The sequence below is a fragment of the Streptomyces sindenensis genome (assembly GCF_014649035.1).
Lineage (GTDB): Bacteria > Actinomycetota > Actinomycetes > Streptomycetales > Streptomycetaceae > Streptomyces > Streptomyces sindenensis.
In genome coordinates this window covers 20341-34102 of record NZ_BMSG01000050.1, presented here as the reverse complement: position 1 = coordinate 34102, position 13762 = coordinate 20341, and the positions used below count along the sequence as shown (strand labels likewise).

Below are 13762 nucleotides of genomic sequence, written 5' to 3'. Positions count from 1 at the left end.
AGGTCCTTCAGCAGCTCGACGACGACTGACCGTCGGCCCCATTCTGAAACGATCAGTAAGAGATCGCTGTGACGGAAGGAAGGGGCCCCTGTGACGCAAGTGGTTAACGGGGCCCGTGATCCTGGAAGTCGCACGGGCGCGAGCGGTGCGGTACGCGGAACGGGAGGGCGGGCACACGGTGGTGTGCCCGCCCTCCCGTTCCGGTTCTCTCACCCGCTCCCCGGGGGTGCGCTCACGGCAGGGTGGGCGGCTCGGCGGCCCGCTCCCCCTCGGTGACCACGGCGAACGAGGGGTCGACGGCGCACTCCGCGGGGATGTCGGCGACGGAGCGGGCACACTTCTCGGGGCCCGCCACGCTCTGCTCGTTCAGCTCGGGCGGCCCCGTCTGCAACGTGCCCGCCTCGATGTTCTCCGCGAGTCCCTTGACGGAAGCCGGTCCGGTGGGGGCGGCGGGCCGCTCGGCCTCCGCGGTGCCCGGCGAGGACGAACAGGCGGCCAGGCCCGCCGTGGCGCACAGGACGAGGACGGCCGAGGCCGCGGCGGTACGAAGTCGCATGGAATTCCCCCCTACGCGGATGCCCGGACACCCGGGTCATCAGTCGATCCACGGTGCCACAGAGGGGGGTTGGACGGGCGGAGAACAGGTGAAGAAGGCGCGCAGAGTGCCTCGTCAGCCGACCGGCAGTCCCGGTGCCGGGTAAGCGTCCATGAGCTCCTTCACCTCGTCCCGGACCTTCCTGATCGCGCTCTCGTCGCCCGTGCGTGCCGCTTCCACCGCCGTGGTGATCCAGGTGGCGACCGTGCCCATCGCGGAGGCCGGGACGCCCCGGGAGGTGAGGGCCGGGGTGCCGATCCGGATGCCGGAGGGGTCGAAGGGCTTGCGGGTGTCGTAGGGGACGGTGTTGTAGTTGACGACGATGCCCGCGCGGTCGAGGGCCTTGGCCGCGGTCTTGCCGGGGACGTCCTTGTCGGTGAGGTCGATGAGCAACAGGTGGTTGTCGGTGCCGCCGGAGACCAGGTCGAAGCCGCGGGCCGCCAACTCCTCCCCCAGGACACGGGCGTTGGCCACGACCTGGTGGGCGTAGGAGCAGAAGCCGGCGGTGGCGGCTTCGCCGAGGGCCACCGCGATGGCGGCCGTGGTCTGGTTGTGGGGGCCGCCTTGGAGGCCGGGGAAGACGGCGCGGTCGATGGCGCGGGCGTGTTCGGCGGTGGAGAGCAGCATCGCGCCGCGCGGGCCGCGCAGGGTCTTGTGGGTGGTGGTGGAGACGACGTCCGCGTGACCGGCGGGCGAGGAGTGTGCGCCGCCCGCGATCAGGCCGGCGATGTGCGCGATGTCCGCGACCAGGACGGCCCCCGTCTCACGGGCGATCTCCGCGAAGCCCGCGAAGTCGATCGTGCGGGGAACGGCCGTACCGCCGCAGAAGATGAGCCGGGGCCGCTCGGCGAGGGCCAGGTCGCGGACCTCGTCCAGGTCGACCCGGCCGGTGTCCCGGCGGACCCCGTACCGGACGCCGCGGAACCAGCGCCCGGTGGCCGAGACGTCCCAGCCGTGGGTGAGGTGGCCGCCCATCGGCAGGGACATGCCGAGGACGGTGTCACCGGGCTGGAGGAAGGCCAGGTAGGCGGCGAGGTTGGCCGGGGAGCCGGAGTACGGCTGGACGTTGGCGTGGTCCATCCCGAAGAGGGCCTGCGCGCGGCGGATCGCCAGTGTCTCGACCTGGTCGATGACCTGCTGGCCCTCGTAGTACCGCTTGCCGGGGTAGCCCTCGGAGTACTTGTTCTGGAGCACGGTGCCCGAGGCTTCGAGCACGGCGGCGGAGACGTAGTTCTCGCTGGGGATCAGGCGCAGGGTGTCGGCCTGGAGCCGCTCCTCCGCGCCGATCAGAGCGGCCAGTTCGGGGTCGGACGCGGTGAGGGCCGGGTGGCGGGGCGCGGTGGGGGTGGGTGTGGTGTTGATGGTGGACCGGGTGGTGGTCATGGAAGAAGCCTTCCGGGTCGGCCGCTGCACGCGGTGCGGACCCGGATGCCCAGGCGGACGGCTCTCCGGAGATGACGCCCCGGGCACGCCCGGGGTGTGCCGCTTCCTCGTGGTCGGTTCCACGGAGCGCCCCTGTCGGGGCGCGCGCCAGTCGCGGCGTTCGTCAGTTTAGGGGGTGAGGCGTGGCGGGCGGCCGAGAAGGCGTGAAAAGAGCGGTCCGGCGCGTGGGGCGCGTAGCGTCACCCGGAAGAGCGCCTATACCTGAGGCATATGCCGGAGAGATGCTGCGTGTGCGTGGCCGCAGTCCGTCGGCAGCCGGTCGCCGCGGGCCCGGGTGATCGAGCGCCTGTACGGAAAGGATGTCTGGTGGAAGCTGACACTCGGCTGTCCGGAGGGGGACGCATGCGGGGGCACGAGCACAGCGTCAATGAGCTGAGCGGTACGGTCCACGGCTTCGTGGTGCAGGCGAGCAGCGTGCACGGCGGTATCCACGTGTCCGGGCCCGCGGCGCCGGAGAAGACGCCGCCGCCCTGGCAGTTGCCGCCCGCGGTGCGCATCACCGACCGCGCGGACGCGCTGCGCGCCCTGGAGGTGCACCGGGACCGGGCCTCGGCGGACGGTCACCCCACCCTGGCCGCGGTGAGCGGTCTGGGCGGGGTGGGGAAGACCGCGGTGGCCCTGGCCTGGCTGCACGCCCTGCGCCCGGACTTTCCCGGTGGACAGCTGTACGCCGATCTGGGCGCGCAGGCGCCGGAGGGTCCCGCCGATCCCTGCGAGGTGGTGGCCCGGTTCCTGCGGGCCCTGGGCGTCCCCGTCGGCCAGGTGCCGCCGACGTTGGGCGAACGGGTCGCGCTCTACCGGTCGTTGACCGCCGACCGGCGGCTCGTGGTGCTGCTGGACGACGCGGCGACCGCGGCCCAGGTGCGGCCGCTGTTACCGGCGGGGCGGTGTGTGACGGCGGTGACCAGCCGTCGGCGGATGCCGGGGCTCAGCCTCGACGGGGGCCACGTGGTCCACCTGGAGCCCCTCTCCGCCGATGCGGCCGTCGAGCTGCTCGACGCGACCCTCGCCGACGGCCGGGTCGCCGCCCAGCCCGAGGAGGCACGGGCCCTCGTCCTGCTCTGCGCGGGACTGCCCCTCGCGGTGCGGATCGCCGGGGCGCGGCTCGCGGCCCGCCCCAAGCAGGGCATCACCTCGATGGTCCGGGCCCTGTCCGAGGAGCGCGAGCGGCTGGAGGCGCTGGCCATAGAGGGCGACCACGACGTGCGGGCGGCACTGGACCTCTCCTACCGGGGGCTGCCGCCCGCGGCGGCCCGCCTCTACCGGCTGCTGGGGCTGCACCCGGGCCGGGAGTTCGGGGTTCCGTTGGCGCGGACGCTCCTGGGCGGGGAGGCGGTCGAGGCGCTCGACGCGCTGCACGACGCGAATCTGCTCGTCGACGTGGCCGAGGAGACGGGCGGCGAGCGCTACCGGTTCCACGATCTGGTCCGGCTGCACGCCGCCGAGCGGGCCGCGCGGGACGGAAGCGCCGAGGAGCGGGCCACGGCCCTGCTCCGTATCGGCCACCACTACCTCGCCAACGCGTGCCGGGCCGAGCAGGTCGTGGAGCCCGGGCGCGACTCCCTGGAGCGGAACTTCGCCCGGGGCGTCGAGCCGGGGGCCGTCGCGGCGGAGGACTTCGCTCCGGTGGACGGTCAGACGGCGGCGGAAGCGGCGCTGGACTGGCTGGAGCGGGAGCTGCCCAACCTGATGGCGGTGGTCCGTCACGCACGGGCGATGGGCGCTCCGGAGCTCGCCTGGCAGCTCACCGACGCGGTGTGGCCGCTCTTCCCTCGTCGCAAGCTGTACCGCGAGTGGCTGGAGGCGCACCGGGAGGGGCTGCTGACCGCCGAGGCGGAAGGGGACGGCGAGGCGTGCTGCCGGATGCTGACCTCCGGGGCCCTGGGCAGGCTCGCCACGGGCGACCACGCCGAGGGGCTGGCCATGTTCGAGCGGGCCGCCGTCTCCTTCGAGGAGCGCGGCGACGCCCTCGGGCACGCGCGCACGCTGAACTACCGGGGGCTGGCCCACCGGCGGCTCGGGCGGCTGGACAGCGCGGCCGAACTGTTCGCCCGCGCGGCCGACGCGCTGCCCGCCCTCGGTGACCTCCGGGCCGGTGCGCTGGGCCGGTTCAATCTGGCGGACATCGCCCTGGCCGAGGGCCGTTACGAGGACGCCGCCGTCGACGCCGAGGCATCCCGCCTCGTGCTGGAGGCGGCGGGCGACGCGTACAACGCGGCGCGGGCGGCGGGTCTGACCGGGCGGGCCTGTGTGGGGCTGGGCCGACTCGACCGGGCGGAGGCCGAGTTGTCGGCGGCGCTGTCCGCGCTGCGGGCGCAGGCCGCCGGGTTCGAGGCGGCCCGCGTACTCGGCGGCATGGCTCAGCTCGCCGAGCGCCGCGGGCAGCCCCGTCAGGCCGGGCAGCTCTACCGGGAGGCGCTGTCCCTGTACGACTCGGTCGGCCGCTCGGGGTCGGCGGAGGCGGCCGAGGCGGCGGCCCGGCTGGGCGCCCTGGAGCCACCGGAGGCGCGAGCCAGGCCGGAAGCGCCGGAGCGGCCGGAAGCGGACGCCCCTCCTCCGCCGGGCGCGGGGGCGGGCCCGGCGGAGGAGGGGCGGGAGCGGGGCGGTGCCGGCGGGTAGCCGCGTACGGTCCTGACGACCCGTACGGCGGCCGGGTCGAGCGTGGCCGGGTCCAGACCCGCCACCAGCCAGACGTGCGCGACCGAGGCCCACACCGCCCAGGGCTGGGCCGGCCGGGCCGGCTCACGGACCAGCAGCCGGGACCGGCCGCCGAACCGCAGCCAGCAGCGTGGGCCCCGGTGCACGGCCACCACCAGGGCGCCGGGGTGGCAGTCGGCGAGTTCGGCGGCGTACCGGGCGGGGTCCTCGTACGGCGAAGATCCCGGGGCCGGGGCCCGTGCCACCAGGGCGTCCGCCAGCAGCGGCATCGGGTGCGGTGCCGGGAGCCGGACGCGCAGGTGGTCGTCGGCGATCCGCAGCGGGCGGTCCGGGTGGAGCAGCGCGGCTCGGGCCCGGCGGACCCCGCGCTGCGGGGCGTCCTCGGTGAGCCGTACGGTCGTCGCGGTCATCAGGTTCTTCCCCGTTCGTCGTGACGCGCCGTCAGCGGCAGCGGCGCATGGTCCGTGCTCGGCCGCACGGCGGGGGCGCGGAGCCGGAGCTTGCGGTAGATCAGGGCCCGCATCCGGACGGCGAACCGCCCCGGCTCCGAGGTGATCCGGGCCGCCACCTTCTCGTACCGCTCCGCACGGTAGGCCGTGGCGGCCCGGGCGAACTGCCGGACCAGGGGGCGGCCGGAGTGCAACCGCGGCGCGAAGGAGACCAGTTCGGCGGCGGGTGAGCCGGGGTCCAGGTCGTCCTCGGGGACATCGCCCATCAGGACCGGGGCGCCGGTCATCGCCCCGTACAGCGAGACGGAGCCGTGGTCCCCGACGATGTGGTCGGCGGCGACCAGGGCCCCCACCCAGTCCGCGTGCTGGCTGATCACCAGGAGCCCGGCGTGGGAGAGCCGTGCGAGCCAGCTGCGGATCTGCCATTCGCCGTGGGCGTTCCAGACGTGCGGGTGGAGCAGGAGCGCGACCCGGAAGTCCTCCCGGGGCAGCTCGTCGACCAGCCGTTCCAGCAGCTCCCACTGGCGGCCCAGGAGGGATCGCGGCCCCCAGGTGGAGCAGGCGGTCACCAGGTGCTGCCGGGGCCCGACCCCCAGGGCGTCGCGGTAGAGGGCCCGCTGCGGCAGGCTCGCGGCGATCCGGTCGAAGCAGGGGTCGCCGACGACCTCGGCGGCGGGCAGCGCCTCGGGGCAGTCGCGTCCGAGACGGGTCAGGTCCTCGTGGTGGGCCAGCACGATCGACTCGGGAACCAGCCGGCCGTCCTGGATCAGCCATTGCCGGTCGAGTCCGTAGGTCCCGCGGGCGGCGACCTGTCGGCCGCGCTGCCCGGCGGAGACCAGCTTGTTGTGCCCGGCCCCGTGCGGCAGCACGATCACCGGGGCGTGCAGTTCCGGGAGGCCGCCGTGCGCGGCTGCCAGCGCCAGGTCGAAGGGCGTCTGAACCGCCTGGTGCCAGGGCAGCACCAGCCCGCCCAGCCGTTGCAGGAAGTGGTCCACCCCGTGGCTGAACACGTCGGGCGCCTGGGTGAAGAACACCTGCACCCGGGTGTCGCCCTCCAGCAGTCGTACGGCTTCGAGCAGTCGCTGCCCCGCCGTGACGGTGTGCACCACGGCCAGGACCTTCCGGCGGGTGTGCCGGGTGGTCCAGCGTTCGACGTCCAGGCGCACCGGTACCAGGAGCCGGTGCGCGTCCGGCATGGTCAGGCTCATCCGAATCAGTCCCCGTTTCCGTCGCCGCGGGCCGAGGGGCCCGCGGAGACCGCCGCTGTGGCGGTCCGGGACGCATCTGCCCACCGGTGTGGACGGGCGGCTTGCAGGAATCCTGCCTTCCGGCTGCGGGCGGGAAAGCGCCGCGCCATGCGCCCCGCTCACGCCCCCTGTGCGCTCTGGTCCGGGCCGGTGGCGCAGGGAACAGTGGACTGTTCCGCACAGACGTGCGGAGGCTGCCGGTGGCGGCGGGAAGTGGCGCACCTGTCGGGGGAGCGATATGGATCTTCTTGCTCTGGGACCTCTGGAACTATGGCACGGAGACCAGCAGCATCCGCTCGGTTCGGTGAAACAGCGCTGCGTGCTCGCGGTTCTGGTGCACGCGCGCGGAGAGCCGGTCGCCGTGGACACGCTGATGGAACGGGTCTGGGGCGACGAGCCGCCGCCCAAGGGGCCCGCCACGCTCCAGGCCTACCTCTCCAAGCTGCGGCGGCATCTGGACCACGCCGTGGGCCCGCTGGTGCGGGTGGATCACGTGCAGCCCCGGCTGTACCGGCTGCGGATGCGCGATCAGAACGACCTGGACCTGGTCCGCTTCCAGCGGTTCCGCTCCGAGGCCGCCGTGGCGGCGGAGCAGGGCCGTACGGACTGGGCGATCGGGCTGCTGCGGACCGCCGAGAGCATGTGGCGGGGCGAACCGCTGACGGAGAGTTCGGGCGAGTGGGCAGCGTCGGTGCGGGCGCGGCTGGTGGAGGACCACCGCCACGTCCGGGAGGAACGCATCAGGCTGGAGCTGGAGCTGGGGCGGCACGCCGATCTCATCGGCGAGCTGCGGGAACTGGCGGCGGAGAGCCCGTTGGCGGAAGGGGTGGTCGGCTCGTTGATGCTGGCGCTCCACCGCAGCGGCCGGCACAGCGAGGCGCTGGAGCTGTACCGCGCGACGCACGCCCGCCTGCGGGAGGGGCTGGGCATGGAGCCGGGGCCCGGTCTGCGGGCGCTGCACCAGCGGATCCTGGAGCAGGACCGGGGCCTGACGGAGCCCCGGGCGGAGGCCGGCCCCGTCGGCCGCCCCGGCCCTTCCGCGCCGGTGCCCACTCCCCCGACGCCCAGCGCCGCCCCGCCCGCGCAGCCCTCGACCGGCCACCGGGGCCGCAACAACCTCCCGCGTGACACCCGCGACTTCACCGGCCGGGGTGAGGAGTTGGGGTTGTTGCGGGAGGCGATCGCCGACGCCGACGGGTACGCACTGCCCCTCGTCGTGCTCCACGGGATGCCCGGCATCGGCAAGACCGCGCTGGCGGTCCACGCCGCGCACCGGCTGACCGAGGACTACCCGGCCGGCCAGCTGTACGTCGATCTGCACGGGTTCAGCGGGCGGCGGCCCGCAGACCCGGCCGAGGCGCTCGCACTCCTGCTCCGGGCCGCCGGGACCGGGGCGGCCCTGCCGGACACCCTCGACGGGCGGGCCGCCGAGTGGCGGGAGTGGACCGCCCGCAACCGGGTGCTGGTGGTGCTCGACAACGCCCGGGACGCCGCCCAGGTGCGCCCGCTGCTGCCCGGGTCGCCCGGGTGTCTGGCGATCGTGACGAGCCGCAACCGGCTCTCCGCGCTGGACGGGACCGCTTCCCTGCTGGTGGACGCGCTGCCGGCCCGGGAAGCGGCGACCCTGTTCACCCGGGTCGCCGGCACCGCGCGGACCGCTCGCGATCCGGAGGCGCTGGAGCTGCTGGTGGACGCCTGCGGCCGTCATCCGCTGGCCACGACGCTGCTCGCGGGCCGCTTCCGGCACCGGGAGATCTGGGACCTGCGCCACCTTCTGGAGAGGCTCGCGCAGTCGGGCGATCCCCTGGACGGACCCGACGAGGAGGTGTTCGTCTCGGCGTTCCGCTTCTCGTACGCGGAGCTGACGCCGGGCACCCGCCGTCTGCTGCGGCTGCTCGCCCTGCACCCCGGGCCCGACATCACCGCGGCGGCCGCGGCCGCTCTGTCGGGGAGCGCGCCCGGACCGGGCGGCGCCGGGGACGTACAACGCGGTATCGAGGAACTGCTGGACGGGCACCTGCTGACCGAAGCCTCCCTCGGCCGTTACCAACTGCACGACCTCACACGGGCCTTCGCCCTGCGCGTGTGCGCCGTCGAGGAACCGCGGGACGCGCGCCGCGAGGCTGTCGGCAGGCTCCTCGGACACTGCCTCGGCTCCGCCTACCGGGCGCACCGGCTCACCCACCCGCGCCGCAGGGTCCTGGAGCCCGGGCAACTGTCCCCGTACGCGGCCGAGTTCGGCGATGCCCGGGAGGCGACGGCATGGCTGGGCGCCGAGCGGGCCAACCTGATGGCGGCCGCCCGCACGGCCGCCGCGGAGCATCCGGAGCACGCGGCGCTCCTCCCGCACGCGCTCGCCCCCTCGCTCAGGATCTGGGGGAGCTGGGACATCACCAACGAGTTGTACGGGGCCGCGGTGGAGGCACTGCGTTCCCGGGGCAACCCGCTGCTGCTGGCGCAGACCCTGGTGGAGGCGGCGGAGGTGCTGGCGCAGTCGGGGCCCGGGGAGGCGCTGAGCTGCGCGGGCGAGGCGCTGACCCTGTTCCAGGACCTGAAGGACCCCGCGGGATGCGCCGACAGCTCGCTCCAGGCCAGCCGCGCCCACCTGGCCGCCGGTCACACGGGGCCGGCGCTGCGCATGGTGGCGCGAGCGCTGGCGCTCTACCGGGACCTGTGCGACCGGCACGGCGAGGCGGACTGCCTCAACGTCGAAGGGGCCGCGCTGTACCACGAGGGCCGCTACGACGAGGCGCTCGGCCGGGCGCGCCTGACGCTGCGCATCCACGAGGGCACGGGTGACCTGCTGGGGCAGATCCGCGCGCACAACAACATCGGCGACGTCCACCGGATCCAGGGCCGTACGGAGCGCGCCCACGACCATCTGGAGCGGTCGAAGGTCCTGGCCCGCCTGCACAGCGGGGCCCAGGAACTGGCCATACTCGAAACGAACCTGGGTGCCGTGTACCAGGCCATGGGAGACACACCTCGGGCGCTGGCGGGGTTCCGGCGGGCGCTGGAGAGCCACCGCGCCCGAGGTGACGCACTGGGCGAGGCGAACGCCCTGATCAGCCTCGGCGCGGCCCAGGCCGCGAACGGCGACGGCCAGGGGGCGCTGCTGCACTTCACCCGGGCGGAGGAGGTGGCGCGCCGGATCGACAGCTCCTACGAGCGCGCCCGGGCCCTGCTGGGCGTGGCCGACGTGCACCGGTCCGCGGGCCGGCCGGACCTGGCCATGGAGGTCTACGAGCAGGCGCTCACCCTGTCCGAACGCACGGGTTCGCGTCCCGCGGCGGCACGGGCGCTGGCGGGACTCGCGCATACGGCGCTGACGACACACCGCAGCGAGGCGGCCCTGGAGTACGCGCGGAGGGCGGAGGAGGTGTACCGGAGCCTGGGCGCCGAGGCCGAGGCGGAGAGCCTGCGGCGGCTCCTGCTGGAGAGAACGAGAAGGACCGGCGCCTGAGGTGGTGCCCGGGTGCCGGTCCGTTCGATCGGCGGCAGGCGTCACGCGCTGCCGCCAGGAGGGGATCAGGCGCTGGATGCGCTCCACATCCACTGCAGGAGCTTGTAGTACATGTGACGTAACTGCTTTCTACTGAAGCCGAGTTGTCGACTCGGACTAGTGCGTGATGGTTCGTCGCCCCTCAAGGGGAACGATGTGCGTGTGATCTTGCACGCTTCTCGCGCTGATGTCGAACTAGTCATCAACTCGGGTGACAATTGCTGGTTTTGCGTGACTTTTTGAGTCTGCATGGTCGATCATGCCCATCAGGGCTGTGCCTCCGGTCGGCCGGCGCGTGGCTCTTCGGCCGTGTGTGAATCAGGACGCCCCCGGGCAGATTCCCGGTGACTTTTCGGCTCGGCGGTGGGGGGACCGTTATGGAGTCCGGTGATCGCGACGTTCTCGCGGGGTACGGGGGCGACGGGGCCGTGCCGCCGCCTCCCGCGCACGCGCCGTCCGTCGGGCCTCCGCCGCCCGGTGCGGCGTTACGGGCGGCCGCCGCGGCGTTGCTCAACTTGACCGGGCTCGGGCTCGGTTACGCCCTGGTGGGGCGCTGGGGGCGGGCCGCGGTGTGCTGGGTGGCCACGGCGGTGCTGCTGTGGGTGGCGTTGCCCGCCGATCCGGACGGGGTGCCCGCGGGGGTGCTCGTCGGGTATCTGCTCGTTCTCGTGGTGGCCGCCGCGGACGGGGCGCGGATCGCCCGGGGCGCGACGGTGGGCGGGGCGTGGCGGCCCGGCCCGGCGGTCGGGCTGGGCGTGGTGCTGCTGGCCGTGCCGGCGGGTGGGGCCGTGGTGTACGGCTCCGCCCGGGACGAGGCGCGGGAGCAGATGCTGCTGGAGCGGCTGGAGGCCGGGGACGAGCGGGTCGCCGCCGCGTCGGGGCGGCCGTTCGGGGAGGCGAAGGGCGAGTACGGGAAGGCCCTCGGCGTCTATCGCGCGCTCGGCGAGGACCATCCCGGGTCCCGGGCCGCCGAGCTCGTACCGGACCGGCTGAAGGCCTACTACGACGCCGTCTCCGCCCCGTACGCCAAGAAGCGGCACTGCGACGCCGTCGCGCCGTTGACGTATCTGCGGACGCTGCCGGACTCGGTGGACGGGAAGCTGCTGGGTGAGCTGGCCGCCTGGCCGGACGAGCCCCTCGCCGAGTCGCTGTACGGCTGCGGGGTCTCACGCCTGGGCGCGGCGGGCGGGGGCGGCGCGGAGCTGGGCGAGTTGTTGCGTACGTTCCCCGAGTCCGCATCGGCCCGGCGGGTCGCGCCCGCGATCGACGGGCGGATCAAGGATCAGGTCGCGGCGTTGAAGGGCGCCGATCCGTGCGCGGCCACCACGGCGCTGCGCGGCCTCGGCGCCACCGCCTCCCAGCTGCCCGGCGACAGCGTGAAGAAGCTGCGGGCCGATGCCGACGAGGGTGTCGTGGACGGGGTGTACGCCTGCGGGGTCGACCAGTTCAAGGACGAGAAGTTCGGCGCCGCGCGTACGACGCTGACCGACTTCGCGCGGACGTACAAGAGCGACGGGCGGGCGGGGCGGGCCCGGGACATCGCGATAGCCGCGGAGATAGCCGACGACCGGCCGGCCGCGGGCAAGCGGCTGCCGCCGTCGAAGCGGCCCGGCGGGGCCCGGATGGAGCTGGTCATCAGCAATGACGCGCCGAACACGGTCGAGGTCCTCTACACCGGTCCGGTCACCGGCACCGTCACACTGAGGGCGTGCGCGGGCTGCGAGCGGTACAGCGCCTCCGAGGGCCCACGGCGGGCCTGCCGGGCGAGCGGCAGGAACTACCCGAAGGCCCGGCTCCGGCTGCCGAGCGGGGAGTACCACTTCCTCTACAAGCACGGCACGGGCGCGACCTCCCGGGTGGACAGCTACTCCTCCGGGTCCAGGGTCCGGCCGGGCTACACCTACACCAGTTGTACGTACGTCATCGAGCGCGGCCCCTTCGGCCTGGACCTGCCGCAACTCCCCGATCCGATCCAGCCGGTGGTCAGCCCTTGGGGCGCGGGTTCCTCTCGATGATCCGGCCGTCCAGTTCGGCGGTGAGGAAGGCGCCGCCGTGCGAGTCGGAGACGTACACGCGCAGCACCGGGCGGTCGTTGTGGAAGGGCGACGAGGGGTCCACGATCACGTAACTGCTCTCCGGATCGTCGACGTTGAGCGTCTTCTCCGCCGCCTTCAGCAGGGCGGGCAGCGCGTCCCAGTCGACGGAGTTCAGGTCGACCGTCGTGGACCCGGACACCAGGGTGCCGCCCATGTCGTTGTTCTTCGCCTGGCCGTCGCGGTAGCTGAAGCGGTCGTACAGCGCGGAGTTGGACTTCAACGGCGCCTCGGCGGAGGCGTGTTCGCCGTAGAGGGTGAAGTCGGTGACCTTCGTTCCGCCCATGAGCGGCTTCAGCGCGTCGATCGCGGTCCGCGCTCCGTCCGGGGTCAGGAGGTTCACCGCCTTCGCTTCCGCCTCCGGCCCCGGGGGGTCCTGCTCGCCGGTGCCGTCGGATCCGTCGGTGACCGGGTTCGGCCCCGGGGCCGACGTCCGCGGGGCGCTCGCCCGGTCGCGCGGGCGGTCGTCGCTGTCGGAGCCCTGCGAGGAGAAGGCGCCGTTCGCCCAGAGGATGGCGCCCGCGATCACCACGGCCGAGGCGACGGACGAGGCGGCGCTGATCCGCCAGGCCCGGCGCTCGATGCGGTGGGGGCGCTCGTCCTGGGTGGCGTGGGAAGCGGGGGGCGGGGTGGCGTAGCCCGTCGGAACCCGGTCCTCCGGGGGGTTGGACCCGCCGGGCCGGGCCGGTGCCGACGGCTTTCGGTCGGACACCGGTGGCCCGAAGGGCGCGGGCCCGGTCCTCGGCGGCGTGGCGGCCGACTGCGTGGGCGCGGCGTGGACGGAGGCGGGGGGCGCGGAGGCCGGGGCGGGGTGCTCGGGGGCCGGGCGCGCTCCCCCGTGATGCGCGGGCCCGGCGGACGCGGGCCCGGCGTGCGCGCCCCCGGGGCGTTCCCGTACCGGCTCCGTGGGCGTCGGGGCCGCGTTCCCGCCGCCCCGTGCGGCCTCGGCCAGCAGTCGGTCGAGGGTCTCGGCGTCCGGGCGTGCCGGGATGTCCCGGGTGAGGAGCGCGCTCAGCACCGGAGCGAGGGCCCCGGCCCGTACCGGCGGCGGGATCTCCTCGTCGAGCACGGCGGCCAGCGTGGCGAGGGTGGTGGCCCGGCGCAGCGGGTGGCGGCCCTCGACGGCGACGTACAGCATCATGCCGAGCGACCAGAGGTCGGAGGACGGGTCGCCCTCCGTGCCCCGGATGCGCTCGGGGGCTATGTAGTCGGGCGAGCCGATGAGGGCGCCCGTCATGGTGAGGCTGGTCGACTCGCGGATGGCGGCGATGCCGAAGTCCGTGAGGACGGGGCGGCCGTCGGGACGCAGCAGGACATTGGCGGGCTTGACGTCACGGTGCTGGATGCCCACCGCGTGGGCGGCACTGAGGGCGGAGAGGATGCCGCGCCCCAGCTCGGCGGCGTCGGCGGGCGCCATGGGGCCGGTGGCGAGCCGGTCGTGCAGGGAGGAGCCGGCCACCAGCTCCATCACGATCCACGGATAGCCGTCCTCGCCGGGGTCGACGATGTGGTGGACGGTGACCACGTTGGGGTGGTCGACCCGGGCCAGGGCGCGGGCCTCACGGAGCACCCGGGCGCGCAGGGTGCGGGCGCCCTCGGGGTCGTACTCCGCGAGCGCCGGGTCCGGGGGCCGCACCTCCTTGAGTGCGACGTCGCGGTGGAGCGCCTCGTCGCGGGCCCGCCAGACCATGCCCATGCCGCCGCTGCCGAGCCGCTCGACCAACGTGAAGCGGCCGTCGATCACCCGCCCCGAGGGGACTTCTTCGCTCATGGGC

General features: G+C 74.4%; 7 protein-coding genes. 3 read left to right on the top strand and 4 right to left on the bottom strand.

What is annotated here, in order from left to right; translation table 11 throughout:
* Positions 1 to 232: 232 nt before the first annotated feature.
* The gene (locus tag IE145_RS31835; protein ID WP_189528898.1) at positions 233 to 556 is read right to left on the bottom strand and encodes a hypothetical protein; all 324 of its coding nucleotides are present in this window, start codon (positions 554 to 556) and stop codon (positions 233 to 235) included.
* Between the two features lie 114 nt (positions 557 to 670).
* The gene (gene glyA / locus IE145_RS31830) at positions 671 to 1978 is read right to left on the bottom strand and encodes a serine hydroxymethyltransferase (protein ID WP_189528897.1); all 1308 of its coding nucleotides are present in this window, start codon (positions 1976 to 1978) and stop codon (positions 671 to 673) included.
* Positions 1979 to 2380: 402 nt separating this feature from the next.
* On the opposite strand from glyA, the gene IE145_RS31825 reads away from it, so the two are divergent.
* Positions 2381 to 4657, top strand: coding sequence for an ATP-binding protein (locus tag IE145_RS31825; RefSeq protein WP_189528901.1), 2277 nt, complete (start codon positions 2381 to 2383; stop codon positions 4655 to 4657).
* 448 nt (positions 4658 to 5105) lie between these two features.
* Here IE145_RS31825 and IE145_RS31820 read toward each other — a convergent pair whose 3' ends face one another.
* Entirely contained in the window at positions 5106 to 6353 is a 1248-nt protein-coding gene (locus IE145_RS31820) for a hypothetical protein (RefSeq protein ID WP_189528896.1), read from the bottom strand.
* Positions 6354 to 6630: 277 nt separating this feature from the next.
* Here IE145_RS31820 and IE145_RS31815 point away from each other — a divergent pair, with 277 nt between their 5' ends.
* Together IE145_RS31815 and IE145_RS31810 are read left to right on the top strand one after the other, a co-directional pair.
* Positions 6631 to 9855 (top strand): AfsR/SARP family transcriptional regulator, encoded by a 3225-nt coding sequence (locus IE145_RS31815; protein WP_189528895.1) that lies wholly within the window; start codon positions 6631 to 6633, stop codon positions 9853 to 9855.
* A gap of 416 nt (positions 9856 to 10271) precedes the next feature.
* Complete coding sequence (locus tag IE145_RS31810) at positions 10272 to 11909, top strand: hypothetical protein (protein ID WP_229825993.1); 1638 nt, start codon at positions 10272 to 10274, stop codon at positions 11907 to 11909.
* Here IE145_RS31810 and IE145_RS31805 read toward each other — a convergent pair.
* Positions 11878 to 13758, bottom strand: a complete 1881-nt coding sequence (locus IE145_RS31805; RefSeq protein ID WP_229825992.1) for a serine/threonine-protein kinase — start codon at positions 13756 to 13758, stop codon at positions 11878 to 11880. The genes IE145_RS31810 and IE145_RS31805 overlap by 32 nt on opposite strands.
* Between the last annotated feature and the right edge of the window lie 4 nt (positions 13759 to 13762).